The sequence below is a fragment of the Embleya sp. NPDC005971 genome, assembly GCF_040629175.1.
Taxonomy (GTDB): domain Bacteria; phylum Actinomycetota; class Actinomycetes; order Streptomycetales; family Streptomycetaceae; genus Embleya.
The window spans coordinates 1-26,096 of the sequence record NZ_JBEXUX010000063.1 but is presented as its reverse complement, the minus strand read 5'-3'; the positions used below and the strand labels follow the sequence as shown (position 1 = coordinate 26,096).

The following is a 26,096-nucleotide window of genomic DNA, read 5'->3' as shown; positions in this document are numbered from 1 at the left end:
GCAACCCAGCCCCGCCGGCGCCCGAGGCCACCTCAGTCCCGCAACCCCATCATGTCCGCAGGATTCCCCCGCAACGCCACGCGCCCCGGCACGACCGTGGCCACGAACGCCAACCCCGTCGCCGCAACCAACACCGCCGCATACGTCAACGGCGGCGCATACGGAGCCGCACGCGCGGTCATCCCCACGCTGTAGGCCGTCAACGTCGCGTAGGCGACCAGAGACCCCAACACCGCAGCCAACAACAACACCGCCCCGGTCTCCCAGCGAAGCATCCGAAGCACCTGGCGCCGAGTCGTCCCCACCAGTTGCAGCAGCGCGAACTCCCGCCGCCGCGCCGACGTCGCCATCACCAACGTGTTCACCACCGCAATCCCGGTGAACGCGATGATCAGCCCCATCGCCACATAGTTGACCTGGGCCTGGGTGCCCGCCCGGTCCCGACGCGCCTGCTCGACCTCGCCCCGATCCAGCACCCGGACCCCGGGGAACTCGCCCATCGCCCGCTGCAACGACTCCCGCGCCAACGCCGCCGTACCGGAAACGAGCACCGCCTCGGCCGCCGGCCGATCCACGTGCGCCGCCACCACCGCATGAGGCAGCGTCAGATCACCGAACCCCAGGCCGCGTTCGTACACCGCGACCACCTTCAGGGTGACCACGACCCCGTCGCCCATGGTGATCCGCAGATCGTCGCCGACGCCGACCCCCTTGGTCCTGGCCGCGAGTTCGCTCACCGCGACCGTCCCGTCGGCGAGCGCCGCGAACGAGCCGGACCGGGTCTTCGGGTCGAGTGTGCGCTGCACGCCCTGCGGGGTGACTCCCTGAGCCGCGAACTTGTCCCGGCCCGCCCGAACGAGCGTGTGCAGGACCTCGGTGACCACCTCGACCCCGGGCACCGCCCGCGCCGCCTCCGCCGCCCGCCCCGGCACGCCGGGCTTCGCGACCAGCGTGTACGAGGCCAACGTGCCCGCCTTCACCTGCTCCCCCGCGGCATGACTCGCCGTGGTCTGGGTGAACAGGATGGTGGACGCCATCGCCACCGCCAGGCTCAACGGGGTCACCACCGCGGCCACCCGTTCGGCCGCGGCCCGTGCGTTGCGCGCCGCCAGGAACCCGCTGATCGGCGACAGCCGCCCGACCACCAGGCCCAGTACCGCCGTTGCCGCCCGGGCGAGCAGCGGTCCGAGCAGCGCGATCGCCACGGCGGCCAGGATCACCGTCAGGAAGGTGACCGGCGTGGACTTGGGTTCGGTGTCCAGCGTGCTCAACACCAGCAGGAGTACGCCGTAGCCCAGCGCCGCGAGCACCCCGCCGATCGTGCGCGCGACACCGAGCCCGGGCCGCTCGATCGCCGCGTCCGCCAACGCCTCGGTCGGTCGCACCCGCGCGGCCCGCCGTACCGACACCCGCGCCGCCGTCCAGGCCGCGAGCAGCGTCAGCAGTACCGCGCCGATCAGCGGGATCGGGCTCAGCTTCAGGGCGAGCGTGTCCGGCATCGCGCCGAACGCGACGAACCGTCCGTGCAGCCAACGGGCCAGCCCCAGCCCGGCGAACGCACCGAGCGCGCCCGCGATCAGACCCACCACCAGTGCCTCGCGGCCCACCATCCGGCGGATCTGCCGAGGCGTCGCACCGATCGCGCGCAACAGCGCGATCTCGCGCCGGCGTTGCTGGATGGACAGCGCGAACGTGCCCACCACGACCAGGATCGCGACCAGCAGCGAGGTGCCGCCGAGCGCGCCGCCCAGACTGACCAGGGTCACCCGCGCCTTGGCCGCGGCGGGGAACTCGGCCGGCCCACGATCGGTACCGGTCCGCACCTGCGCGCCGGTGCCCGCCAGGGCCTTCCGGGCCGCCGCGCGCACCGTGCCCGGGTCCGCGCCGGGCGCGGCGAACAGGCCCACCGAGGCGACCTGTCCGGGGTGTCCGGCCAGCCGTCGGGCGTCCACGTCGGCGAAGAACACACTGGCCTGCCGGGCCAGCGCGTCCCGACCCGGCGGTGCCGCGATGCCCACCACGCGGTAGCCGCCCGGGGCTCGGCCCGCCTGCACGGTGACCGTGCCGCCGACCCGGACGTCTGCCCGGCGGGCCAGATCCGCGTCCAGCACGACCTCGCCGGCCGCCGTCGGCGCCCGCCCCTCGCGCAGCGCGAACGGGGTCAGCCGGGCCGACTCCCAGGCGTGGCCCCACGCGTTGCCGTCGGTGTCCAGGGACCGGCCGCCGGCGGTGAGTACGTGGGCGGAGAAGGTCAGTTCCGGGACCACCTCGGCACCGGGGATCGCGCGCAGCGTGTCCACGGCGGTCGCGTCCAGCCACGCCCGCTCGGTCAGCGGCTTCGACTTGGTCTTGGTCTTGCCCTTCTTGTGCTTGGTCCAGTGCAGGTTCTGGTCGGCGGTGACCACGGTGTCGGTACCGGCGTAGCGCTCGATCCGGATGTCGCCGCGCAGGCCGGTCTCCAACAGCGCGCCGCACGCGGTCACCAGCGCGGCCGCGCACACCAGCGCGACGAAAGCGCCGGCGAAGCCGCCCTTGCGGGCGCGCAGGGTTCGCAGGGCGAGGAAGAGCATCAGGCCCACGCGCCCAGGTGCGTCATCCGGTCCGCGATCCGGTCCGCGCCGGCCCCGGTCAGCGTGTCGGTGATGCGTCCGTCGGCGAGGAAGAGCACCTCGTCGGCGTAGGACGCGGCGACCGGGTCGTGGGTGACCATGACCACGGTCTGGCCCATCGCGTCCACGGTGTCGCGCAGCAGCACCAGCACCTCCTTGGCGGTGACCGTGTCCAGCGCGCCGGTGGGTTCGTCGGCGAAGACCACCTCGGGCCGGGTGACCAGCGCGCGGGCGATCGCGACCCGCTGCTGCTGGCCGCCGGACAGCTCGGCCGGCCGGTGTTCGGTACGCCCGGTCAGGCCCACCCGCTGGACGATCTCGGCCAGCCAGGTCCGATCCGCCTTGCGGCCCGCCAGCCGCAGCGGCAGCGTGATGTTCTCCAGCACGGTCAGCGAGGGCATCAGGTTGAACGCCTGGAAGACGAAGCCGATCCGCTCGCGCCGCAGTTCGGTCAGGCCGGTCTCGGACAGCCCGGACAGGTCGGTCTCGCCGAGCCGCACACTGCCGCTGGTCGGCCGGTCCAGCCCGGCGGCGCACTGGAGAAACGTGCTCTTCCCGGAGCCCGAGGGCCCCATGACCGCGGTGAAGCTGCCGCGCCGGATGCCGACGGTGACGTCGTGCAGGGCGGTGACCGCTGCGGTGCCCTTGCCGTGGATGCGCCCGACGCCGGTCAGCGACACGGCATCGGGTATCTGGTCGTGCGTACTCATGGTGCGGTGCCGCCCTTGTCGTCTCTTCGGATGGGGATCGATGCCAAGCCGAACGCATGCCGGAGTCGCCGAACCGTGCACCGGCGCATGGCGCATCGACGGCTCGGTGCCAAAGGTTCGGTAGCCGGGATTCGGTGCCCGGGTCGGGGTGCAGCGCTCGCGTCTCGAATTTCCGGGTCGATGCCAGGGCCGCGGCCTCGGCATCGGTGGCTCAGGGCCGGACGGTTCCGGGCCCACCGCCGTCCGGCTCGGCGCCCGCCGCTGCCGCGCCGTCGCGCACGTCGTCGTCCCGTTCGTCGTCCCGCCCACCGGTCGTGGTCGGGAACGCCAGGAAGCGCGTCTGCACCGGGCGCGCCTCGGCCGGCAGCGGTCCGGCCCGCTTGTACCGGTTGAGGAGCGCGATGTACTCCTCGAAGAACTCGCCCAATTCGGCCGGCGTGACGTGGATGGTCCCGCGCGAGTACGGCATGTCCATCCCCTCTTCGGTCGCGGTCTGCGCCTTGCGGTACTCCTCCAGGTCGGCCGCGAAGGCCAGGCGGTTCATCTCGTCGACGACCGGCCGGATCTCCTCGCTCTGCTCACTGCGCGGCGGAAACCGCAGGTCCCGCTGCACGGCGCGCCACCACCGCTCGCGGCCGTGCGCGTGCGGATCCACGAAGTCCTCGACGAACCCGTGTCGGGCCAGCTCCCGGAGGTGGTAGCTGGTCGCGCCGGTGTTCAATGTCAGCGCCCGGGCCAGCGACGCGGACGTCGCGGGCCCACCCGCCTCCAGTTCCCGCAGGATCCGTTGTCGCCGGGGGTGCGCCAAAGCCTTCAGCGCTTCGAGTTCGCTGACATCTCGGCGTTCCGGTGACACGGCCACCCATGCACAATAATCTGTGCACAGGAAATTGTGCAATGGTTTCGAGCCCGGTCGCCCCGGTCTCACCCCGCCATGGCGAGCAGCTTGGTCACCGTGTTCCAGTTGCGGACGGTGGCCGTGTCGCCGAGCTTGCGGGCCAGGATCGGCGACAACCGCGCCCGACCCAGGCCGTCCGGGAAGTACATATACAACTCGCGTTCGCCCAGCCGCAGTTCGTCCGGCGCGTAGGTGGCCGGATCGACCGCGCCGAGCACCGCCGGATCCGCGGCCGGGCTCAGGAACGCCACCGCGAGCTTGGCCGGATCGACCACCTCCAGCGGATTCGCCGCGACCACTGCGCGCAGTTCCGCGCCGCTGCGCACCATCACGTCCACCGCGAACCCGAATTCGCCGAGCAGCCCGGCCTCGATCGCCGCGACCAGATCGGCGGCCGGCTGCTCGGCCGCCTCGAACACCGCGTTCCCGCTCTGCAACAGCGTCTTGACCTCGGTGTATCCCAACTCGGTCAGGACCCGACGCAGATCCGCCATCGGCACCCGCCGGTGGCCACCCACATTGATGCCGCGCAACAGCGCCACGTACTTCGTCACCACGCACCTCGCCTTCCCGACGGCCGGGACCACCCGTACGGCGGCCGCCGACCGCTCCCGCGCACCATGATCGAACCGATCGCCGCCGATTCCACCGCATCGCGCGAAGACGCGCCGAAGCGGGTCCGGTCGCCATGGACCTCGCGGCGGGCGCGCAGGCCCGGTCCACCCGGCCCGGGTCCGCCGAGCCGGTTCGGTCGGGCCGGTTCGGTCGGGCCGACTCAGTTGGGTCGGGTCAGTCCGGCCGCGTCAATCGGGCCAGTTCATCAGCGCCACGTGCAGCGCCTCCACCGCCCGATCGAAGGACTCGCTCGGCCTGCGCACGTGCCCGAACCCGCCGTTGCCCTCCAGCACCGCGAAGCCGTGGAAGACGCTGCGCAACAGCCGTCCCGCATCCGTCAGGTCCGGTTCGTCCAGGCCGTAGGCGCGCAACATCGCGTAGGTGCTCTCGATGTTGCGCCGGTAGCCCTCGGAGGTGGCCAGCAGCGCCGGGTCGATCCGCGCCTGGGTCGCCGCGTAGCGGCCGGGGCGCTCCAACGCGAACTCCCGGTACGCCCGGGCGAAGGCGATCAGCGCGTCCTTGCCCGCCCGACCCGCGACCGCCGCGCCGATGCGATCGGCCAGTTCGCCGGCGGCCAGCATCGCGATCCCCAGCCGCAGTTCCTGGAGGTTCTTCACGTGCGAGTACAGGCTCGCGTCCTTGACCCCGAAGCCGCGCGCCAGCGCGGTCAGGGTGATGTTCTCGAACCCCACCTCGTCCGCCAGGTCCGCCGCCGCGCGGGTCACCCGTTCCGCCGTCAGTCCCGCCCGAGCCACTCGCCGGCCTTTCTTCGAGACGCCGTCAGCGCGCCGTCCGCGCTTCCTAGAGCCTCTAGGTATTTGCCTAGGATACCTAGGCACTGTTAGTTTCCGCCGCATGGACCCACTCACCGAGCAGGTAATCCGTACGTCGTTCGTCAATTGTTCCAAGGGAGCGGCCCAGCGCCTGCCCATGCCCCGTGACCTGGCCGAACGCCCGTGGGCCGACCTGGATTTCCTGGGCTGGGGCGATCCGGGGGCCCCTGATCGCACCTATCTGGTCACCGAATACCAGGGTCGGCTCGTCGGCCTCGCCCTGCGCTTTCCCGCCCAGCAGCGAGGCTACCTGCACCGCAGCATGTGCTCGTTGTGCCTGACCACGCACCCGGGCCGCGGCGTCTCGCTGATGAGCGCCCGCAAGACCGGACAGGCCGGCCGGGACGGCAACTCGTTCGGCATGTACATCTGCACCGACCTCGCGTGCTCCCTGTATGTACGCGGCCTGAAGGCGCCGGCGCCCGGCGGTCGGTTCGAGGAGTCGCTGACCCTGGCCGAGCAGATCGAACGCACCCGGGGCAACCTGGCGGCGTTCCTGGCCAAGGTCATCGAGTAGGTCGCTCCCGCCGCCCGCGGGCCGAACACCTTGACCTCACGTCCACTGGAGGTTGCAGGATCGTCCGAGGAGGCGGGACCCACCGCCTTCGTCGGGACACGAGGGGCTGCACATGATTCTGGTGACCGGGGCGACCGGAAACGTCGGCCGGCAGGTGGTCGGGCGACTCCTGGCCGCGGGAGTCGAGGTACGGGCGTTGGCGCGCCGTCCCGAGGCGGCCGGATTGCCCGCCGAGGTCGAGGTGGTGGGCGGCGACCTGGCCCGGCCGGACACCCTCGCGCCGGCCCTGATCGGGGTCGACGCGGTGTTCCTGGTCTGGCCCTTCCTCACCACCGACGGCGCGCCCGCCGTGCTGGACGCGGTGACCGCGCACACGGGCCGCGTCGTCTACCTCTCCTCCGCGCGGGTACGCGACGACGTCGACCGCCAGGCCGACCCGATCAGCGGGCTGCACGCCGAGCTGGAACGGGTGATCGCCGAATCGACCACCGAGTGGACCTTCCTGCGCGCGGAGACCATCGCGAGCAACACACTCGGATGGGCCGGGCAGATCCGCGCCTCCGGCGCCGTCGGCGGCCCGGATCTGGCCGCCAAGCCGGTCGTGCACGAAGGCGACATCGCCGCGTCGGCGGTCCGGGTGCTCACCGAGGACGCCCACACCGGTGTCACCTACGTCCTGACCGGTCCGGAGGTCCTCAGCCGAGCCGACCAGGTCCGGCTGATCGGCGCCGCGATCGAGCGCCCGCTGCGCTTCGAGCCGATCCCGGTGGCCGCCGCGCGGGAACGCATGCTCGCCGACGGCCGCCCGCCGGCCCTCGTCGACGCGCTGCTCGCGGGCGCCGACGCAGCACCCGAGACGCCGCTGATCACCACCGCGGTCCGAGACCTGACCGGCGCCCCTGCCCGCACCTTCGGAGCCTGGGCCCGGGAGCACCGCGGCGACTTCGGCTGATCCGCCGGCACCGGACCCGCGGGCACCGAACACCGCGTCCCCGCCCGGGATCCGGGCGGGGACGGGGGCGGGGCCGGCCCCGGGCCGTCCGGGTCAGCCGCCGATCGCCCGGAAGACCGCCGCCGCCGGCCGGGTGTTCTCCGGGGCCGCGCCGCCCGGATGGCCGAAGCGGCGGCGGGTGTAGGCGTAGGCGGTGCCGGACCGAGGGTCGGCGAAGGCCAGTGCGCCGGACGCGCCGCTGTGGCCGAACGCGTCGTCGCCCAGGAAGTCGTAGCGCAGGCCCAACGCCTCGAAGCCCAGCGCGAAGTGGTCGTGCTCGCCGGTCACCAGGTCGGTACCGCCCCAGTGCACGTGCGCGAACTCGGCGACGGTGCCCGGTTCGAGCAGCGCCGGGCGACCGTCGAGCCCGGAGATCGCGGCCGCGTACATCCCGGCCGACCCGCGTGCGTTGCCGACGCCGCCCGAGGAGGCCGGACCCAGTGCGCGCACCTCACGGGTGTTGACGAAGCCGACCAGGTCGGTGGGCGGTTCGGCGTTGAGGTTGAAGGCGACCCCGGTGCGGCCGAATCGGTCGGGCGCGTGGGCGGCCGACCGGGCCTGCTGCTCCGGGGTGGGCAACATCGGCAACATGTCGAGCGTGCGGGCCTCCATCGCGACCGGCAGGCCGAGGTACATGTCCAGGTCGTGGGGCGCGCGCACGCGCTCCTCGTAGATCTCCTGGAGCGAACGCCCGGTGGCCCGGCGCACCACCTCGCCGGTGAGCGCGCCGATCACGAAGGCGTGGTAGCCGTACGCCGTGCCCGGCTCCCAGAACGGCCGGTGGGCGGCCAGGCGTTCGGCGAGCAGTCGGTCGTCGGCCAGTTCGGCGACGGTGAAGCCGCCGTCCACCCCGATCGCGCCGGAGCGGTGCGCGAGCAGCTCGCGCAGGGTGTCCCGCCCTTGCCGTGCGCGGCGAACTCCGGCCGGTAGTGCGCGACGGCCCGGTCCGGATCCAGCACACCGTCCTGCACGAGCAACGCCACCACCAGATGCGCGGCGCCCTTGGTGGTCGAGAAGACCGGGGCCAGCGTGTCCCCCGTGACCTCGTCCCCCGCCCACAGGTCGACCACACGACGACCGTCGCGATACACCGCGAGCCGCACCCCCGGCGCGTCCGGCAATTCGGCCCGGGCGGCGGCGAGTTCGGTCCGAACCTGCTCGAATCCCGCCGCGACGCTGCCCGATACCGCGATCCCACTCGACATGCTTCCCCCATGATCTTGAACCTTCACCGACGCCAAACCCGACGGGCACCGCCGAATTCCGGCCGCACCCTGGACGTCGACTACCCGCAGTCGTATATTCGGTGACGAGTAATCGGAATTCCCCGGAGGCGGCCGTGGCCAGACGCAGGGTCGGCAACACACTGGCACTCGCCGTGCTGGCGCTGGTCGCCGAGCAGCCGCGCCACCCGTACGAAATCGCCCAGGTGTTGCGCAGTCGGGGCAAGGAAAACAGCATCAAGATCAACTACGGCTCGCTGTACACCGTGGTCCGCAACCTGGAGAAACACGGTCTGATCACCGCCACCGGGGTCGACCGCGAGGGCCGCCGGCCGGAGCGCACCACCTACGCGGTGACCGAGGCCGGCGATGCCGAGATGCGCGAGTGGCTGGGCGAGTTGTTGTCGGTCCGGGTGCACGAGTTCCCGCGCTTCGAGGGCGCCCTGTCCCTGATGGGCGTGCTCGACCCGGACCAGGTGAGCACGCTGCTCGAACGTCGGGTCGAGGCCATCGACGCCCACGTCGCCCGCGGGCGCGCCGAGTTGGCCGAACTCACCGGCCGGCTGCCCAGGGTGTTCCTGGTCGAGAACGAGTACGAACTGGCCATGGCCGAGGCCGAGGCGCGGTGGGTGCGCGGTCTGCTCGACGAGATCGCGGACGACAGCCTCTCCGGCGTCGCCGAGTGGCGCCACTTCCGAGCCACCGGCGAGGCCCCGGCGGCCTGGGTCGACATGGACGCCGCGGACCGGGAGCTCGCACCCACCGAAGCCGCCGAACACGATCAGGAGGCCACCACCGACGACCCCACCGGGTAGATCCACGATCCCGGACCGAAAAAGGCCCCCGGGCGGTGCTCGAACACCGCTCCCGAGGGCCGGGAACCTCGCACCGAAACCCTGTGGCAACAGGGACCGGCACATACGAGGCGCACCGAACCCATCGTATCCCCGGTCCTCTTGTCGCAGGTCGGCGAGCCACTCGGCATCGCCGTACCGCATGTCGACCGGAGGGATCCACTCCACCATGAAGCACACCGAGCGGACGGCGGCTACCGTCCACGACGGTCGCACGCCCGGACACACCGGCCCCGCCGGCACCGGCGCGCCCGCGATCGAGGCGCACGACCTCGTCAAGACCTATCCCGTCAAGGGCCGCCCGCAAGGTGTCCGGGCACTGGCCGGGCTGAGCCTGAGCGTGGCACCCGGCACCGTCTTCGGCCTGCTCGGGCCCAACGGCGCGGGCAAGTCCACCACCGTCAAGATCCTCACCACGCTGGCCGCCGCCGACTCCGGCACGGCCCGGGTCGCGGGCCACGACGTGACCCGGGACCCGGCTCGGGTCCGCCGGGCCATCGGCGTGGTCGCCCAGCGCTCCGGCGCCGATCCGGCCGCCACCGCTCGGGAGAACCTGATCCTCACCGGGCACCTGTTCGGCCTGCGCGGTCGCGAGCCCGGCCGGCGCGCCGATCACCTGCTGGATCGCTTCGGCCTGACCGAGGCCGCACACCGCCCGGTGCGCACCTACTCCGGCGGCATGCAGCGCCGACTGGATGTGGCACTGGGCCTGGTCCACCACCCCGAGGTGCTCTTCCTGGACGAACCCACCACCGGCCTGGACCCCGAGGCCCGCGCCGACATGTGGGAGGAGATCGGCCGGCTGGCCGGCGAGGGCCTGAGCATCCTGCTCACCACGCACTACCTCGACGAGGCCGACCGGCTCGCCGCGCGGCTGGCCATCGTGGACCACGGCCGGGTGGTCGCCGAAGGCGCTCCCGAACAGCTCAAGTCCCGATTGCACGGCGACGCGGTGCACGTGGACCTGCTCGACCCGGCCGGGCCCGAGGTGCGCGAGGCGCTGGCCCGGGTGCCGGGCATTCGGGAGATCACCGTCGAGGCCCGCGCGGTGCACGCCCGGGCGGACCACGGGGCCGCCGCGGTGCCCGAGGTGTTGGCCGCCCTCGACCACGTCGGTGCCCGGGTCGGCGCGGTCACGGTGGCCCGCCCCTCGCTCGACGACGTCTACCTGCGGCACGCCGGTCGCCGCTTCGACGCGACGAACCCGGCCGAGGCGGGCGGCGACGCCGCGCCCGTCGAGGACGCCGAGGTCGCCGACGCTTCCGACACCCGCGAAGGAGAGACGCGATGACGACCGCGACCACCGCGACGGGCACCACTCGTGTCCCGAGCCCGCCGAGCGTGCCGATCCTGCGCGAGACGATCACCCACACCTGGTACATGACCGCCCGTCAGTTCCGGGTCTTCCTGCGGCAGCCCGTCTACCTGGTGATCACCCTGATCCAGCCGGTGATCTGGCTGTTCCTCTTCGGTCAACTCTTCCGCGACATAGCCGAATTGCCCGGCTTCGGCGCCGGGACCTACCTCGACTACCTGATCCCGGGCGTCGTGGTGATGAACGCGGTGTCGGCCAACATGTGGGCCGGCATGGGCATCCTGGAGGAGATCGAACGCGGCACGCTCAACCGCTTCCTGGTCACCCCGCTCCGGCGCAGCGCGCTGGTCAACGCGAACGTGGTGGCCCAGGGCTGCTCGACCGCGTTCCAGTCGCTGGTGATGGTCGGGCTGGGCAAACTGGCGGGCGCGCACTATCCGGGCGGCTTCGCCGGGGTCCTGGTCCTGATCGTGGTGGCCTCGGTGCTGGGCACGGTCTTCGGCGCCTTCTCCAACGCGGTGGGCATGGTGGCACGCGAACGCGAGACGGTGATCGCGCTGAACACCTTCCTGCTGCTGCCGCTCACCTTCATGTCCTCGGCGTTCATGCCCCCGTCCCGGATGCCGGATTGGATGCGGGAGGTCGCACGCTTCAATCCGCTCGACTGGGCACTGACGGCGACCCGTTCGGCCATGCGTGCCGACCCCGACTGGGCCCTGGTCGCCGAACGCGGCGCGGCCCTGGTCGGGTTGGCCGCGTTCGCGGTGTGGTTGTCGATGCGCACGTTCCGCGCGTACCGCAAGTCGGTGTAGGCCGGCGGGGGTACGCCGCGGTGTCGCCTCGGCTCGGCTCGGTCGGCGGCCGGCCGAGCCGGGGTCGGCGCACGTCGAAGGCCGGCCGAGCCGGGGTCGACGTGCGTCGTCGAAGGTCGGCGGCCACCGGCTAATCTCACCGACATGATCAGCACCGACACGCATGTACGAGTCGCCCGCCCCTCGCGCGACCTGGCCGCCGCCGAACGCTTCTACGTCGAGGGCCTGGGCCTGGAGGTCCTGTGGCGCACCACCGAGCGCGTCTCGGGCGAGTGGGATCTGGTCATGGTCGGTCTCCCGGGCGGCAATTGGCACTTCGAGCTGACCATCGACCCGGAGCATCCGCTGCCGCCCACGCCCACGGTCGAGGACCTGTTCGTGCTCTACCTGGGCGAGCCGATCGACCCCGCGCTGATCGACCGGCTGGTCGCGGCGGGCGGCACCCGAACCGCCGCGCACAACCCGTACTGGGACACGTACGGCGTCACCATCGTCGATCCGGACGGCTACCACCTGGTGTTGTCCACCCGGAACTGGACTGTCTAGGGCCTGACTTCGGCCGGCTGTGTGTGCGCGGGCACCGGTCGGCCGGCGGCGAGTGCGCGGCCGAGCGGGTAGGCGAGCGCGTTCGGCGGCAGTGTGCCGGGGCGTCCGCTGAGGGTGACCTCGATCGTGCCGGGCGGCGCGTCCGGGTCCTCGGTCAGGCCCAGCCGGCGCAGCGTCTGCCGGGCGACCGCCTCGGCGCTGTCGTACAACCCCACCCCGGCGGGCAGCGCGGCGGCGATCCGGTCGGCGACGAGGGGGTAGTGCGTACAGCCCAGCACCACGCCGGCGCAGTGTGCGGGGGTGCGCCGCGCGGCGTCGGCGATGGCGGCCTCGACGGCCGGTCGATCGGCCCGGTCGATCGCCTCGGCCAGGCCGGGGCAGGCCACCCGCTCCACGGTGTGCCCGGCGGCGAACTCCTCGATCAGGCGGGCCTGGTACGCACTCGCGGTGGTGGCGACGGTGGCCCACACCGCGAACGGGGCACCGGACCCGGCGGCGGGCTTGATCGCCGGCACGGTGCCCACCACCGGTACGGCGGGCTCGCAACGGGCCCGCAGCGTGTCCAGGGCGGTCACGGTGGCGGTGTTGCACGGCACCACGATGCCCTCGGCGCCGCGCTCGGCGGCCAGCTCCGCGGCGGCCAGCACCCGTCGGGTGATGGTCGCCTCGCCGCGGTCGCCCCACGGCATGTGGTCGGGGTCCATGCACAGCAGCAGGTCGAGGTCCGGCCGCAACCGTCGCAGCCACCCCGCCGTTGGCAACAGTCCCGTCCCGGAATCGATCAACGCCACAAGCATGCCGTCCAACCTAGCCGCCCCGGCGCACGGGCCCGAACAGGGGCGCGATCGTGGGCGTGGTGCACACCGCCCACCGGCTCGGGCCGGCCGTCGCGACCCGGCACCCGGTCCCGACCGGCGGATCCGTGCCCGCCACCGGCCGCCCGCTCACCCGACCGGCGGTCCGCCGGCCTCCGGAGCCGCCACGACGCGCGGCACGACCGGTTCGACGTCACCACGCGGCACATCGCTCGCGAAGTCGTCGTACGACGCGGCTTCGGTGTCGACGATCGCCGACGCCGCGCCGCGGTCGACGGCGGTGGCACACACCGCAGCGGCCGGCTCCACCCGCGGCGACGTGCCGACCACCGAGAGGAAGTCCGCCGCCCGCACCGCGTCGGCGGCCCGCCCGTACACGTCGCCGTCGGGGGCGCCGAACGGCACCATGTCCGGCCGCAGGACCCCCGTGGCGCATGCCGGACCCGCCGGTTCGGCGGCACCCGCCCGGACCGCCCGGAGCGTGTCGTCCATCGGCGCGGGGCGCCGGCGCCGCATGCAGCGGGCCCGGGTGATCGTGCCGTGCGGTTCGTGCACCCGATCGGCCGGGCTTCCCACCGCCGGGTGCGGCCCGTCGATGCTCCGCGTGACGACATGTGCCCGCGCCCGCGCCGCGGTCACCCGGCGAGGCCCTCCTCGGCGAGGCGGGCGGTGAGGGCCTCCAGGTCGGCGCCGAACCACACGTGCCGGCCCCGGTTGCATTCGCGGACGAAGTCGGTCAGCGGCTCGCTCGCGGCGGTGTACTCGGTGATGTCGCCCAGGATGGCCACCCGCATCCGGTAGTCGGCGAACTTCTGCAGCACGTCGCCGGCCACGCCGGTGCGCAGCCGGAAGAAGTCCGGGTCCAGGCGCGCCGCCGGCAGGACGACCCAGCTCGCGCCCCGGTAGCCGGCCTCGCCGATCAGATCGAGTGTGTCGCGTACCGTACGGATCGGCGTGCCTTCGGCGGCGCAGATCCACACCGAGGTGTCGTGCAGGGTTTCCATGGCGTCCGGCCTGTCGGGCATGTCGAGCGATGTCCTTCCGGGTTCCGTGCCGCGCTTGTGTGTTGCGCCGCCTGCCTTCGAGTCTGGTCCTCGGCCCGCCCCGACGCATCCGAAATTCCGGCCGTCGAGCCACCGGACCCGACCGAAAGGCCCTGCCCCGGTCGCGGACGGCACCCGCCCGGACCGCCCGCCTCAGCGGACCCGGAACACCGGCCCGCGTGCCGTGAACGGCAGCCGGGCGCCGGCCGGGACCAGGAAGGCGTGTTCGCGCCGCACTCGCAGCACGTCGCACTGCCCGTCGGTGACCACCAGGATCGGACCGTCCGCAGGAAAGTCCGCCGCGCCCTCCAACAGCCGGATCCCCGGCTGCAACACCGTGCCGCCGCGCCCGCGCACCCGCACCTTGCGCGCGATGTCCTCGACCGGCAGATAGCCCGCGTCGTAGGCGGCGGCGTCGCAATACACCACCCGCGCGGCCGGCACGTCACGCGCGGTGGCGTACGAGGCGATCGCGCCCAGCGCCTTGCCGAGCAGCACCGGATCCATCGACCCGGAGGTGTCCAACACCACGCCGAACGTACACAGCCGGTCCACGTCCAAGGGCCGGATCCGCCCGGGCCGAGGGATGTCGGGCGTCGACGCCTGACGGCGGCTCGCCCGGGTGTAGCTGCGCACCGACTCCGGCCGACGCACGTGCTCGTCGAACCAGCGGGCCAGTCGTACGTCCCAGGCCGGCGGCGGTTGTTCCAGCGTGCGGATCTCCTCGATCAGTCCGGCGGGCAACAGCCCTCGGTCGAGATCGTGGTAGGCCAACCCGGCGGAGAGCGCGCGTCGATAGAACGCGTCCAGGTCGACGAACGAACCACCGGACCGACCCGCGCCCGGGAGCGGCCCCGACCCCGTCCGCCGGCTCGAACGCCGGGCCGCGGCGGCCGGTTCGGAGAGCCAGTCGCCCAGGATGTCGCCGTGCTCGCGCGAGCCGGGGGTGCGCAGCTTGCGGGCCCGGCGCAGGTCGGTGGTCAACGTGTCGTACACCGACTCGGCCGACAACCCGGCCAACCGCGCGTCGTACAGCAGCCCGTCCGGCAGCACCCCGACACCCATCTCCACCAGCCACCCGTTGATCACGTAGTCGCAGGCCACGTTGAACAGGTGGGCGTCCCGGTGCTCGCGCCGGCGGTCGTGGCGCAGCGCGGCGTGCAACATCTCGTGGGCGAGCACGAAGCGCCACTCCTCGATGCTCAGGCCGGCGTGCGGGTTGACGTAGATCTCGCCGTGCTCGGCGTCGACGGCGGCGATGGTGATGTCCCAGGAGCGGGCCAGTTCGGCGTCGGCGACCAGGGTGAGGCCGGCGGCGAGGGCGCCCAGGAGGGGATAGGAGGAGACGAACCAGGACAGTGCCCGGTCCCAGGGGCCGTCGGGGCGCGCGGTCCGGCGGCCGTGCTCGCCGGCGGCGGAGTCGAGCGAGGCGGCGACCATCCGAACCAGGCCGCGGGCCAGCACTGCGGGCCAGTCCGGGCGTGTCGCGGTGGTCGGGTCGACGGACGGTGAGCGGCGGATGCACGGGGAGGTGCCGTTGGTGCCGATCCGGCGCAGCGCCTCGGGGACGCCTTCGCGGCGCCAACGCTCGGTGAGTTCGCGCTCGTTGCCGACGGGCAGGTCGGGCAGTTCGGCCAGGGGCGTGCCGATGCCCAGGCCCAGGCCCTCGGCGAAGCGGTGCACCGCGACACAACACGCGGTGTTGTAGGCGGCGTCGATCTCGGCGTCCGGATCGCCCAGGCCGACCTCGGCGAGGGCGTCCTGGTCCAGGTGGCCCATCGCCAGGTGCATCAGCAGGTGGGTGTAGACGCGGGACCAGGTCAGGGGCGGCACGTAGCGGTGTCGGTCGACCACGAGGGTGCCATATTCGGTGACGTGTCCCAGCGCGCCCGCGTCGTGTGCGGCGTAGGTGTGGCGGACCTGTCGCGCGACGATGTCCAGGGGTGCGACGCAGGCCGCCCGCCAACCGGCTTCGCGTGCTTTTCGGGCCCGTTCCTCGTGGTCTGCGGCGGGGTTGCGGGCCCGGCGGGCGGACATCGGCGCGGCCGATTCAGCGCCGCGCGCCGACCAGGCGCGGCAGGTCGCGGGCGGTCTCGACGAGGAACCACGCGGGCAGCGGGGCGCCGCCGGCGGTGTCCTCGGCGATCACGAGTTGGGCCATCTCCAGCGATATCTCGGCGAGTTCGACCAGGAGGGCCTTGGCCCGGAAGGCGAATTCGCGCAGTGCGGGCGAGACGTGCCGACGGTCCGCGGGCAGATCCTTGGCCAGTCGGGCGCGGAAGCTCTCCACGAGGAAGAACAGCAGGTCGCGGTCGGCGGGCGCGGCCGGCCAGCGGGCGTCGCCCTTGACGATGGCGTCCAGCCCGTACGCGTTGCGCACGGTCTTGAGAAAGCCCAGGAACGCGGCGGCATGGGTGGGGGTGAGCGTGCCGTGCGCGAGCAGCCGCACGTGCTCGTCGGTGACGTCCGGACCGAAGGAGTACAACCCGTCGGAGAGCATGTGCCACGCGCGCGGTGTGGAGAACGCCTCCTCGGTCTTGGGCGGCAGGCTCCACAGGTGGTCCGGTCGGGCCCGCACGTGGTCCAGGATCCACGGGTGGATGCCGTTCCCGAGGGCCCACGTCAACCAGTCGTCGACCGAGGCGCGCAGGTGGATGTGCACCAGGCGGTTGATCAGCGCCGAGGACATCGGCCGGGCCAGCGCGTTGTCGCTCGCCCGGTTGCCCGCGCCGATCACCACGGAGCCGGCCGGGAGCGTGTAGGAGCCGATCCGGCGGTCCAGGATCAGTGAATAGAACGCCTTCTGCACGTCGGGTGAGGCAGCGTTGAGTTCGTCGAGGAACAGGCAGTACGGCTCGTCCCGGGCGATCTGCTCGGGCGGACAGAACCGGCTGCGCCCGTCGACGATCTGCGGTACGCCGATCAGGTCCTCGGGAGCCAGTTGGGTGCCCAGCAACGACACACACTCCAGCCCGAGGGACTGCGCGAAGTCCCGTACCAACGAGGACTTCCCGATCCCGGGCGCTCCCCACACGAACACGGGCCGCACCAGCGCGGTATGCAACAGGACTTCGGGCAGGGCAGCGGGGGTGATCGTATGGGCGGCCTGCACGGCAACCTTTCGGCCATGACACGGAAACGGAGGTCGGACCGGCAAACACCACCGAAGGGAACAGCGGCGGCCGGCTCCCGAATGATGCCGTTGAACGCGGAACCTGTCGCCCAGTTTTCGGCTCCGGCCGAGGCGCGGACGGGCGGGAGCGGGGCCTGCGGGTGGGGCCTGCGGGTGGGGGCGGATCCGCCCGTGACCCGCCCACGATTCGAAGCGCGGGGTCCGCATCGCGGTCCCGGGAACGCGCCCCCTCCGTCGGAGAGTCGGCGAAACGTCTCCGGTCGACGAAACGCCTCGGCGGCGACCACCCCGGTCCGGACGCATGCTCGGGCATCGGCATGATGAGGGGCAGCCGACCTACCCGGCGGCACGCACACAACGTCCGGCATCGCGTGCACCGCGCACACACCGCGCACACCGCGCACGCATCGTGCACGCACCGGGCATCACAGCACGGAGACACGGTGGACCACGACCGCGCCGAAACCTACCTCGCCCTCATCGACGCCGCTCGCCCCGCGCGTCCCGACGCGGCGGCCCTGGCCGACCTCCAGTGGCGGCACCTGCTCGCGGTGCCGTTCGAGAACCTCGACATCCACCTCGGCCGGCCCGTCGAACTCGCCGAAGAGGCGCTCCTGGCCAAGCTCCTGGACCGCCGACGCGGCGGCTTCTGCTACGAACTCGGCGGCGCGTTCGCCGCGTTGCTGCGGTCCCTCGGCTACCGGGTCACCCTGCTCGCGGCGCGCACCTACGACGACAAGGGTCGCCTGGGCATCCCGTTCGACCATCTCGCGCTGCGCGTGGACCTGGACGAACCATGGCTCGTCGACGTCGGCTTCGGCCGGTTCACCCACCACCCGATCCGCCTGGACCTGCACACCGACCAGCACGACCCCGGCGGGGTGTTCCGCATCGTCGAGGGCGAGTACGGCGAACTCGACGTCCTACAGGACGGCCGACCCCAATACCGCCTGGAGCCACGACCACGCGACCTGCGCGACTTCGCGGCCGGCTGCTGGTGGCATCAGACCTCGCCCACATCACACTTCACCCGCGCCCCCCTGTGCTCCCGCCCGACCCCCGACGGCCGCATCACCATCACCAACCGCACCCTCATCCACACCACCGGCACCAACCGCCACGAGGAACCCCTCCCCGACGACAAGGCCCTCCTGTCCGCCTACCAAACCCACTTCGCCATCACCCTCCCCCACCCCCCAACCCGCCCCACCCAAATCCCAACCACCGCCCCCTGACCGGGGCCGGGGCGGGGGCCGGGCCGACAACGACACTGCCGCCAAACGCCCAGGTCCCGGAATGCCCAGAGGCCCGGGTCGGCCTGGCGGGGGTCAAAGCGCAGCCGACGCAGAGGCGGGCCGGCCCGGAGCGCTGCACGACATGGCATGGGGCGAAAAGCGGCACAGGCGGGGTATGGCCCCCGTGCGGGGCGCCGGGGGCCGGCAATGGCGAGGTGGGTGGGTGGCCCGGTGAGGTTCGCCGGGGCCTTGTCGAGTGGGTCGGGTGATTTGTGGCAGGCGGTCACGTTTTGGTGGGCAGCGGATGGCTCAGTGCTAAACGGTCGGCGTGGGCTGGTGGAGATCGGCCCGGTCCCACGGTCACCGGCGGCCGGGAAGCCCGGACTCCCCGGCGAGATGAGCGCGTTGCTCGCCGGAAAGGCGCTGGCAACGGCGCAGCGGGAGGGTGCTTTCGTCGGGTTCGCCGGGGAGCCTTTCCGAGTGGGCCGGGCGCTTTCGGCCGACGGTCGCACCTTGGTCGGCAGCGGGTGGCTTTGTGCTAAACGGTCGGCGTGGACCGGCGGAGATCGACCCGGTCCCACGGTCACCGGCGGTCAGGAGCCCTGGGCACCCCGGCGAGACACGGGCGTTGCTCGCCGGAAAGGCGCTGGCAACGGCGCAGCGGGAGGGTGCTTTCGTCGGGTTCGCCGGGGAGCCTTCCCGAGTGGGTCGGGTGGTTTGTGGCCGGCGGTCGCGTCTTGGTCGGCAGCGGGTGGCTCAGTGCTAAACGGTCGGCGTGGACCGGCGGAGATCGACCCGGCCCCACGGTCACCGGCGGCCGGGAGCCCCGGACTCCCCGGCGAGACACGGGCGTTGCTCGCCGGAAAGGCGCTGGCAACGGCGCAGCGGGAGTGCGCTTTCGTCGGGTTCGCCGGGGAGCCTTCCCGAGTGGGTCGGGTGGTTTGCGGCCGGCGGTCGCGTCTTGGTCGGCAGCGGGTGGCTCAGTGCTAAACGGTCGGCGTGGACCGGCGGAGATCGACCCGGCCCCACGGTCACCGGCGGCCGGGAGCCCCGGACTCCCCGGCGAGACAAGGGCGTTGCTCGCCGGAAAGGCGCTGGCAACGGCGCAGCGGGAGGGTGCTTTCGTCGGGTTCGCCGGGGAGCCTTCCCGAGGGGGCCGGGCGTTCGCGGCGGGCGGATGCGTCTTGGTCGGGTTGGGCGCGGGTGGCCTTGTGCTAAACGGTCGGCGTGGGCCGGTGGAGATCAGCCCGGTCCCACCGTCACCGGTGGCCGGGAGCCCTGGACTCCCCGGCGAGACGCGCGCGTTGCCTGCGGGGAAAGGCGCTGGCAACGGCGGAGCGGGAGGGCGCTTTTGTCGGGTTCGCCGGGGAGCTGAGGTTTCCCCCTGATGATGGACACCCCGACACTTGGATCGTGGGGTCCAGGAAGGGAATGTTCAGGTGGGACGTCCGAGGAAGTTCACGGATGAGTTCAAGCGGGATGCGATCGCGACGTGTCGTGCGGAGGGGGAGGGCCGCTCGTTCGACGTGATCGGTGTCGAGTTGGGGGTCAACGGGGAGACCCTGCGCGGCTGGGTGCGTCAGGCGGAGGCCGACGAGGGCGAGCGCGCCGACCGGCTGACCACGGTCGAGCGCGCGGAGCTCGCCCGGCTGCGCAGGGCCGAGCGCGAGTGGCAGCTCGAGCGGGACATCCTGCGCAGGGCCGCCGCGTATTTCGCACGGGAGATGAAGTGAGACGCCTCCGCTGGGCCTTCATCTCCGCCCACCGCGCCGAGTTCGGCGTCCAGCGGTTGTGCCGGGTGCTGGGCGTGTCCCGCAGCTCCTACTACGCGTGGTCGGCCGGGGACACCGCCCGCCGGGCACGGGTCGCGGCCGACGTCGAGGCCGTCGAACGGATCCGCGTCGTCCACACCGCCTCCCGCCACACCTACGGCGTCCCCCGGATCACCGCCGAGTTGCGCGCGAGCGGACACACGATCAACCGCAAGCGTGTCGCCCGTCTGATGCGCGAGGCCGGGATCGTGGGCCGTCACCTGCGCAGACGCGTGCGCACCACCGTGGTCGACCGGTCCGCGAGAGCGGCCCCGGACCTGGTCCGCCGCGACTTCACCGCGAAGGCTCCCGACACGAAATGGGTCGGCGACATCACCCACCTGCCGGTCGGCGACGGGTGGCTCTACCTCGCCACCGTGATCGATCTGCACTCCCGGCGGTTGATCGGTTGGTCGATCGCCGACCACACGCGGGCGGGACTGGTCGTGGACGCGTTGGAGGCGGCCGTCGGCACCCGGGGCGGGAACGTGGCCGGGGTGGTCTTCCACTCCGACCGCGGATCGCAATACACCTCCGCCGACTTCGCGGCCGCCTGCGAACGCCACGGCGTCCGCAGATCGATGGGACGGGTCGGATCCAGCTACGACAACGCAGCCGCCGAGAGCTTCTTCGCGACGTGCAAACGCGAAGTTCTCCACGGCAGGAAATGGGCGGACGAACAGCAGGCCCGGATCGACGTGTTCCGCTGGATCGCCTTCTACAACCACCACCGACGCCACAGCACACTCGGCCACCTCAGCCCCATCGCCTTCGAGCAACGACCTCGAACCGACGAGACCGCCACGGTGACACTCGCGGCATGAAAACCGGTGTCCATAATTCAGGGGAAACCTCAGAGCCTTCCCGAGTGGGTCGGGTGGTTTGTGGCCGGCGGTCGCGTCTTGGTGGGCAGCGGGTGGCTCAGTGCTAAACGGTCGGCGTGGACCGGCGGAGATCGACCCGGTCCCACGGTCACCGGCGGTCAGGAGCCTTGGGTTTCCCGGCGAGACACGGGCGTTGCTCGCCGGAAAGGCGCTGGCAACGGCGGAGCGGGAGGGGAGCCCGGTCAGGTCCGCCGGGGAGCCTTCCCGAGTGGGCCGGGCCGTTTCGGCGGGCGTTTCGGGGTGAGTGGAAGGGCCTGCGGTGGGTGGGGCAGGTCTCGATCCGGATCGCGGGACGCCTTCGGGCCCGCTGTTTCGCACTGACCTGCGGTTTTGTGGGACCGGCCGGTGAGAGTGCGTGCCGAGGGCCGGGTTGCGCACCCCAGTGGCGGATTTCACGCGGGTCATGGCTCTCGGTGGGCGTTTCGGGTCGGCACCGCCGGGCGGAAAGCCGTCCGCGAGCCCGGCAGGGTCACGACCCGGTCTCCGAAACGCCTTCCCGCACCCATGGCCACCCCTGACCTGCGATTTTGCCCGACAGACCGGCAACAGCAGGTGCCGAAGGCCGGGTTGCGCACCCCGGCGGCGGATTCCACGCGGGCCGTGACCCTCGGTGGGCATTTCCGGTCGGCACCGCCGGGCGGAAAGCCGTCCGCAAGCCCGGCAGGGTCACGACCCGGACCCCGAGACGGCTTCCCGGACCCGGGCGTCCACTGACCTGGGGTTTTACGTGACCGGGCCGCGAGAGCACGTGTCGGGGGGCCGGATTCCGCACTCCGGCAACCGGAACCGCCCACTCACGACCCGCTCTTCTCCTCCTCTCCCCGCCACCACACACCCCCACCGCCCGCCGAAACGGCCCGACCCACCCGGAAAGGTTCCCCGGCGGACCTCACCGGGCTCCCCTCCCGCTGCGCCGTTGCCAGCGCCTTTCCCGCCGAGCAACACCCGCGTCTCGCCGGGGAGTCCGGGGCTCCTGACCGCCGGCGACCGTGGGACCGGGCCGATCTCCGCCGATCCACGCCGACCGTTTAGCACTGAGCCACCCGCTGCCCACCAAGACGCGACCGCCGGCCACAAACGCCCGACCCACCCGGGAAGGCACCCCGGCGAACCCGACGCAAGCACCCACCCGCTCCGCCGTTGCCGGCGCCTTTCCCGGCAAGCAACACCCACCTCTCGCCGGGAAACCCAAGGCTCCCGGCCACCGGCGACCACGGGACCGGGCCGACCTCCACCAGCCCACGCCGACCATTCAGCACAAAGCCACCCGCTGCCCACCAAGACGCGACCGCCGGCCGCAAATCACCCGACCCACCCGGGAAGGCTCCCCGGCGGACCCAACCGGGCTCCCCTCCCGCTCCGCCGTTGCCGGTGCCTTTCCGGCGAGCAACACCCCACTCTCGCCGGGAAACCCAAGGCTCCCGACCGCCGGCGACCACGGGACCGGGCCCGGCCCACCGGGTGCGCATCGCCGCCGCTGCGAACCGAACGCACGCCGCGTTGGCGTTGTGAGCCGTCGGCACTCCCCACCGCCTGAAGTTTGTGCTGCAAACCTGTTTGCAGACCGCCCGCACGCCCGTAGAGTTTGTCTCACAAACCAGTTTGGGGGAGGATCATGATGGATCGTAAGAGCCTCGAAGCGGCGGCGGCGGATTACTCGTATCTCAAAGGGCTGCTCTCGATTCCGACCGGCGTTCTGTTCATCATCGCCGGGGTGACCAACATGCGGTGGGGGCCGTTGGACCACGCCTGGGTCACCTGGGCTGCCGGGGGGTTGATGATCGTCGCCGGGGCGGTCTACCTGTGGGTGACCCGCTACTACGCCGAGAACTACGGGCGCATCACCCCGTCGAGCCGCGCTCGCACCAGGGCCGGGACCGGCGCCGCCGTGGGGGCGGCGCTGGTGGCCGGGGCGGTGAATCTGGATTGGCGGGTCGTGCTGCCGCTCAGCGCCACCACCGTCGTGTTCGCGCTGGTGATGTACGTGTCCTACGCCATCGGTATGCGGCCGAGGCCGCATCACGTGGCCGTCTGGGGCACCCTCGCGGTGGCCGGCGTGTTGCCGATCTGGGGCGATGTGGGGGCGACGGGAAGGATCAACGTAGGTCTTATGCTCGTCGGCGTGGCAACGATAGTGACCGGGCTCCTCGATCATGCGGCACTCCAGCGCGCCTTCGGCCCGACCCAGGGTCCGGACCTCGGCGGCGGCGATGTCGGCGCCTAGCGACGGGCCGATCCTCGATCGGCTGATCCACGAGCCGGGCCGGCTGGCTCTCATGACGGTGCTCTCCACCGTGGAGTCCGCCGACTTCGTGTTCCTCCAGCGCGCGACGGGGCTGACCAAGGGCAACCTCTCCAGCCACCTGACCAAGCTCGCCGAAGCCGAACTGGTCACGATCGAGAAGCGGTTCGTGCACCGGAAGCCCAACACGAACGTCGCGCTGACCACGACCGGCCGAGAGCGCATCGCCCAGCACTGGGAACAGTTGGACAGCCTGCGCAACTTCTCGGCGCGGCCCCGCTCGGAATAGCCACGACACAGCGCGCCGCAGCGCCGTGCTCACGCCCCCGGAGTGTCCGCCAGGTACGGCGGGGCCGGCTCGTACTGGATGTAGCGGCGTACCGCGCGGGCGTGTTCGACTCCGTGCAGTCGACCGACCAGCCACAGGGCCATGTCGATGCCGGCGGACACCCCCTGACTGGTGACCAGGTTGCCGTCCACGACGTAGCGGGCATCGCGGACCACGGTGATGTCACCACGGGCCGCGAGGGCGTCCTCGAACGTGTAGTGGGTGGCCACTCGGCGCCCCCGCGCGGGGCCCGCCTCGTGCAGCAACAGCGCTCCGGTACACACGCTCGTCACCCACGCGGCGTCCCGCGCCGTACGCGTGATCCACCCGATCAACGCCTCGTTGTCCACCTCGGTCCGAACCCCCGCGCCGCCCGGCACCAACAACACGTCCAGGCGCGGGTGTTCGGCGAAGGTGTGCTCCGGGATCAAGCGCAATCCCTTGGCGCAGCGCACCGGTTCGACATCGGCCGCGATCGTGGTGACGGTGTCCGCGCCCTCGCGCAACATCGCGGATGTGGTGAACACCTCCCAGGGGCCGACCAGGTCGAGTTCTTCGAGTCCGTCGAACATCAGCAGTCCGTAGCCGGTCACAACGTCACAGCCTCCTTCGTCGTCCCGGACACCGGGCCCGTGGACCGAAATCGTTCCGGATAGTCATTGGGTGTGACGCCCAGATGCCGATGGAACGTGCGCCGCAAAGTCTCGCCGGTGCCGAATCCGCACCGGCGCGCGATCGCCTCGACCGGATCCACGCCCTCGGCCAACGCCGGCCAGCCGCCTCGCCCCGTACCCGTTCCACATGTCCGGCGGGGCCGACGCCCATCTCGGCGGTGGATCGCCGCTGGAAGTGCCGCTCGCTCATCCCGGCGCAACAGGCCAGGTCCGCCACCGAGTGCCGTGCGCCGGGGTCGGCCGTCACCGCGTCCACCACGCCGCGCAGCGGATCACCGACCGAGCGGGTCCCCCACAGCGGCACGCCGAGCTGGGACCGGCCGCCGGGCCGGCGCAGGAACAACACCAGTTCGCGGGCCACCCCCAGCGCCACCTCGCGGCCCGCGTCGTCCTCGACCAGGGCCCGCGCCAGGTCCATCCCCGCGCTCACCCCGGCCGATGTCCACAGTCGCCCGTCCCGAACGAAGATCGGATCCACGTCCACGAGGGCACCCGGGTACTCGCGCTCCAACCGGGCGGCGCCCCGCCAATGCGTGGTCACCCGACGCCCGTCGAGCACCCCGGCAGCACCCAGCAGGAACACCCCGCTGCACACCGGCGTGACCCGCCGCACCGAGGCCGCCGTCGCCGCCACCCAGGCCACCAGCTCGCGGTCGGCACAGGCCACCGCCACGCCGGCCCCGCCGACCACGACGAGCGTGTCCACCGTCTGTGAGGCCGCGTCCGCGATTCCGAAGCCGGCGGACACCGGCAACGCGCTGTGCGAGTCGACCATCCCGGCACGCCGCGCCAACACGGAACACCGATATCCGCCGGCATTGGCGAACACCTCGTAAGGGCCGACCAGGTCCAACGACTGGAACCCGTCGAAGACGACGAAAACAAGCTCGCGCTCGGTCACCCCTCCAGCGTCGCGCCCGTCGCCCGTGGCGTCCACGACACGTACCCCACGAACTACGCCATCGCGTCGTCAGTGCCCGCGCGCTCGCAGGACCCGTGCAATCGCCTCGGCCACCGTGTCGCCATCGGGCGTCGCCGGCAGTTCCAGCGGCTCGGCCCAGCGCACCGCAGCAGCTTCCACCGTGCCGTACACGTGCGGAAACAGGTCCCCACCCCGCGACGGCTCCCAGCGCAACGTCGGCCCCAGCGCACCCGGATCCACCGCGACCAGCGTCAACGCATCACGCCCGGCGAAGTGCCGACGCGCCGTCTCGGCCACCTGCGCCCCCGTGGACAGATGCACGTATCCGTCCACCAGATCGATCCCGGCCCCTTCGAACGCCCCGCGCCGCATCGCGGCCGCCCACTCGTCGGTGCCCACCAGCTTGTAAACGGTCTCGTCGCTCATCCCTCGACCCTAAAACCCACCCACGCCCCCACCGACCAACCGACCCTCAGGAGCGCTCGACCCACGTCTCGTGCAGATGCCGCCACCGCAACCCGTGCACCGCCGAGGCATCCCGAACGAACACCACCGTCGCGGCCCGCACATCCCCACTGCCGTCCGCCCGCACCTGCACCTCGCGATACGAAGCCACCACAAACCCACCCGCCGAGGCCACCACCCGCACATCCTCGATGCCGATCCGCAACCCCGGCACCACCCCGCGCGCCCCGTCGACCATCGCCAACACGTCCGACCGCGACAACACACCGCCGCCAGGCTCGACCATGCCGAACTCCGCCACATGCGCAAGGGCAAACCCAGCCAAATCATCACCGGTACCGGTAAGCAACCCCTCGATCACCTCATGCAGCCGCACAATCTCCGCCCGACAAGCACCCGCATCGTCCCCCGCCACAACAGACATCGCACTCCCCCTTCGAACCGCCGACCAGTTCACCCATCTCCCACACAACGTATCCGCCACCCCCGAATCACCCACCCCAACACCCCCACCCGCCCACCCCCCGGCGCGTCAGCGCCCCCGACCCAGCCCCACCCCGGTGATCGACGCGCGCAGCGCGGAGAGCGGCGGAGCCGCAAAACAAAGACTTCGTGGCCCGG

Annotated in this window: 24 protein-coding genes and 1 pseudogene; 10 read left to right on the top strand and 15 right to left on the bottom strand. The window is 72.2% G+C overall.

Translation table 11 applies throughout. The annotated features are described in order from the left end of the window. Positions 1-32: 32 nt before the first annotated feature. From ABZ374_RS37965 to ABZ374_RS37945, 5 genes are all read right to left on the bottom strand, one after another. Complete coding sequence (locus tag ABZ374_RS37965; protein ID WP_360320475.1) at positions 33-2,570, bottom strand: FtsX-like permease family protein; 2,538 nt, start codon at positions 2,568-2,570, stop codon at positions 33-35. Then, a complete protein-coding gene (locus ABZ374_RS37960; RefSeq protein WP_360320397.1) occupies positions 2,570-3,319 on the bottom strand; it encodes an ABC transporter ATP-binding protein in 750 nt (249 codons plus the stop codon). Before ABZ374_RS37960 ends, ABZ374_RS37965 begins: the two co-directional genes overlap by 1 nt. A 211-nt stretch (positions 3,320-3,530) precedes the next feature. After that, the gene (locus ABZ374_RS37955; RefSeq protein WP_360320394.1) at positions 3,531-4,181 is read right to left on the bottom strand and encodes a helix-turn-helix domain-containing protein; all 651 of its coding nucleotides are present in this window, start codon (positions 4,179-4,181) and stop codon (positions 3,531-3,533) included. Positions 4,182-4,243: 62 nt separating this feature from the next. Next, complete coding sequence (locus tag ABZ374_RS37950) at positions 4,244-4,774, bottom strand: DUF1697 domain-containing protein (protein ID WP_360320391.1); 531 nt, start codon at positions 4,772-4,774, stop codon at positions 4,244-4,246. A gap of 246 nt (positions 4,775-5,020) precedes the next feature. Then, positions 5,021-5,587: a WHG domain-containing protein gene (locus ABZ374_RS37945; protein ID WP_360320388.1), complete on the bottom strand. Its 567-nt coding sequence runs from the start codon at positions 5,585-5,587 to the stop codon at positions 5,021-5,023. Positions 5,588-5,687: 100 nt separating this feature from the next. On the opposite strand from ABZ374_RS37945, the gene ABZ374_RS37940 reads away from it, so the two are divergent. Next, positions 5,688-6,182: an FBP domain-containing protein gene (locus tag ABZ374_RS37940; RefSeq protein ID WP_360320385.1), complete on the top strand. Its 495-nt coding sequence runs from the start codon at positions 5,688-5,690 to the stop codon at positions 6,180-6,182. Between the two features lie 112 nt (positions 6,183-6,294). Continuing rightward, positions 6,295-7,134, top strand: coding sequence for an NAD(P)H-binding protein (locus tag ABZ374_RS37935; protein ID WP_360320382.1), 840 nt, complete (start codon positions 6,295-6,297; stop codon positions 7,132-7,134). Positions 7,135-7,227: 93 nt separating this feature from the next. Here the strand turns inward: ABZ374_RS37935 and ABZ374_RS37930 are convergent. Continuing rightward, positions 7,228-8,378 (bottom strand): annotated as a pseudogene (locus ABZ374_RS37930) (serine hydrolase domain-containing protein). A 134-nt stretch (positions 8,379-8,512) separates the two neighbouring features. On the opposite strand from ABZ374_RS37930, the gene ABZ374_RS37925 reads away from it, so the two are divergent. The 4 genes from ABZ374_RS37925 (at position 8,513) to ABZ374_RS37910 (ending at position 11,923) form a co-directional block, all read left to right on the top strand. Beyond that, a complete protein-coding gene (locus ABZ374_RS37925; RefSeq protein WP_360320379.1) occupies positions 8,513-9,211 on the top strand; it encodes a PadR family transcriptional regulator in 699 nt (232 codons plus the stop codon). A 208-nt stretch (positions 9,212-9,419) separates the two neighbouring features. Further along, positions 9,420-10,541, top strand: coding sequence for an ATP-binding cassette domain-containing protein (locus ABZ374_RS37920; RefSeq protein WP_360320376.1), 1,122 nt, complete (start codon positions 9,420-9,422; stop codon positions 10,539-10,541). 59 nt (positions 10,542-10,600) lie between these two features. Beyond that, complete coding sequence (locus ABZ374_RS37915; RefSeq protein ID WP_360320472.1) at positions 10,601-11,377, top strand: ABC transporter permease; 777 nt, start codon at positions 10,601-10,603, stop codon at positions 11,375-11,377. Between the two features lie 144 nt (positions 11,378-11,521). Further along, positions 11,522-11,923 carry a VOC family protein gene (locus ABZ374_RS37910; RefSeq protein WP_360320373.1) on the top strand — a complete coding sequence of 134 codons (402 nt, stop codon included), beginning with the start codon at positions 11,522-11,524 and terminating at the stop codon, positions 11,921-11,923. On the opposite strand, the gene ABZ374_RS37905 is transcribed toward ABZ374_RS37910, so the two are convergent. From ABZ374_RS37905 to ABZ374_RS37885, 5 genes are all read right to left on the bottom strand, one after another. Then, positions 11,920-12,720: an aspartate/glutamate racemase family protein gene (locus ABZ374_RS37905; RefSeq protein WP_360320370.1), complete on the bottom strand. Its 801-nt coding sequence runs from the start codon at positions 12,718-12,720 to the stop codon at positions 11,920-11,922. The genes ABZ374_RS37910 and ABZ374_RS37905 overlap by 4 nt on opposite strands. Positions 12,721-12,867: 147 nt before the next feature. After that, entirely contained in the window at positions 12,868-13,377 is a 510-nt protein-coding gene (locus tag ABZ374_RS37900; RefSeq protein WP_360320367.1) for a Sir2 family NAD-dependent protein deacetylase, read from the bottom strand. Beyond that, positions 13,374-13,763: a DUF4180 domain-containing protein gene (locus ABZ374_RS37895; protein WP_360320364.1), complete on the bottom strand. Its 390-nt coding sequence runs from the start codon at positions 13,761-13,763 to the stop codon at positions 13,374-13,376. Before ABZ374_RS37895 ends, ABZ374_RS37900 begins: the two co-directional genes overlap by 4 nt. A 171-nt stretch (positions 13,764-13,934) precedes the next feature. Further along, positions 13,935-15,818: a hypothetical protein gene (locus ABZ374_RS37890; RefSeq protein ID WP_360320361.1), complete on the bottom strand. Its 1,884-nt coding sequence runs from the start codon at positions 15,816-15,818 to the stop codon at positions 13,935-13,937. 13 nt (positions 15,819-15,831) lie between these two features. Then, positions 15,832-16,893 carry a MoxR family ATPase gene (locus ABZ374_RS37885; RefSeq protein ID WP_360320358.1) on the bottom strand — a complete coding sequence of 354 codons (1,062 nt, stop codon included), beginning with the start codon at positions 16,891-16,893 and terminating at the stop codon, positions 15,832-15,834. 464 nt (positions 16,894-17,357) lie between these two features. Here ABZ374_RS37885 and ABZ374_RS37880 point away from each other — a divergent pair, with 464 nt between their 5' ends. The 4 genes from ABZ374_RS37880 to ABZ374_RS37865 all read left to right on the top strand — a co-directional run bounded on the left by ABZ374_RS37880 (position 17,358) and on the right by ABZ374_RS37865 (position 23,375). Then, the gene (locus ABZ374_RS37880; RefSeq protein WP_360320355.1) at positions 17,358-18,149 is read left to right on the top strand and encodes an arylamine N-acetyltransferase; all 792 of its coding nucleotides are present in this window, start codon (positions 17,358-17,360) and stop codon (positions 18,147-18,149) included. A 1,439-nt stretch (positions 18,150-19,588) separates the two neighbouring features. Then, positions 19,589-20,784, top strand: a protein-coding gene (locus tag ABZ374_RS37875; RefSeq protein WP_360320352.1) for an IS3 family transposase whose coding sequence is annotated in 2 segments (ribosomal slippage) — positions 19,589-19,817 and positions 19,817-20,784 — 1,197 coding nt in all. Because the reading frame shifts where the segments join, the coding sequence is not laid out codon by codon here. A 1,675-nt stretch (positions 20,785-22,459) separates the two neighbouring features. Next, positions 22,460-23,068 (top strand): hypothetical protein, encoded by a 609-nt coding sequence (locus tag ABZ374_RS37870; protein ID WP_360320349.1) that lies wholly within the window; start codon positions 22,460-22,462, stop codon positions 23,066-23,068. After that, positions 23,055-23,375, top strand: coding sequence for a transcriptional regulator (locus ABZ374_RS37865; RefSeq protein WP_360320346.1), 321 nt, complete (start codon positions 23,055-23,057; stop codon positions 23,373-23,375). Before ABZ374_RS37870 ends, ABZ374_RS37865 begins: the two co-directional genes overlap by 14 nt. A 29-nt stretch (positions 23,376-23,404) precedes the next feature. Here ABZ374_RS37865 and ABZ374_RS37860 read toward each other — a convergent pair whose 3' ends face one another. The 4 genes from ABZ374_RS37860 to ABZ374_RS37845 all read right to left on the bottom strand — a co-directional run bounded on the left by ABZ374_RS37860 (position 23,405) and on the right by ABZ374_RS37845 (position 25,899). Beyond that, positions 23,405-24,007: a DJ-1/PfpI family protein gene (locus tag ABZ374_RS37860; protein ID WP_360320343.1), complete on the bottom strand. Its 603-nt coding sequence runs from the start codon at positions 24,005-24,007 to the stop codon at positions 23,405-23,407. 4 nt (positions 24,008-24,011) lie between these two features. Further along, positions 24,012-24,989 carry a DJ-1/PfpI family protein gene (locus ABZ374_RS37855; protein ID WP_360320340.1) on the bottom strand — a complete coding sequence of 326 codons (978 nt, stop codon included), beginning with the start codon at positions 24,987-24,989 and terminating at the stop codon, positions 24,012-24,014. Between the two features lie 69 nt (positions 24,990-25,058). Further along, positions 25,059-25,436 carry a DUF952 domain-containing protein gene (locus tag ABZ374_RS37850; protein WP_360320337.1) on the bottom strand — a complete coding sequence of 126 codons (378 nt, stop codon included), beginning with the start codon at positions 25,434-25,436 and terminating at the stop codon, positions 25,059-25,061. Positions 25,437-25,482: 46 nt separating this feature from the next. Then, positions 25,483-25,899 (bottom strand): hypothetical protein, encoded by a 417-nt coding sequence (locus ABZ374_RS37845; protein ID WP_360320334.1) that lies wholly within the window; start codon positions 25,897-25,899, stop codon positions 25,483-25,485. Positions 25,900-26,096: the final 197 nt, after the last annotated feature.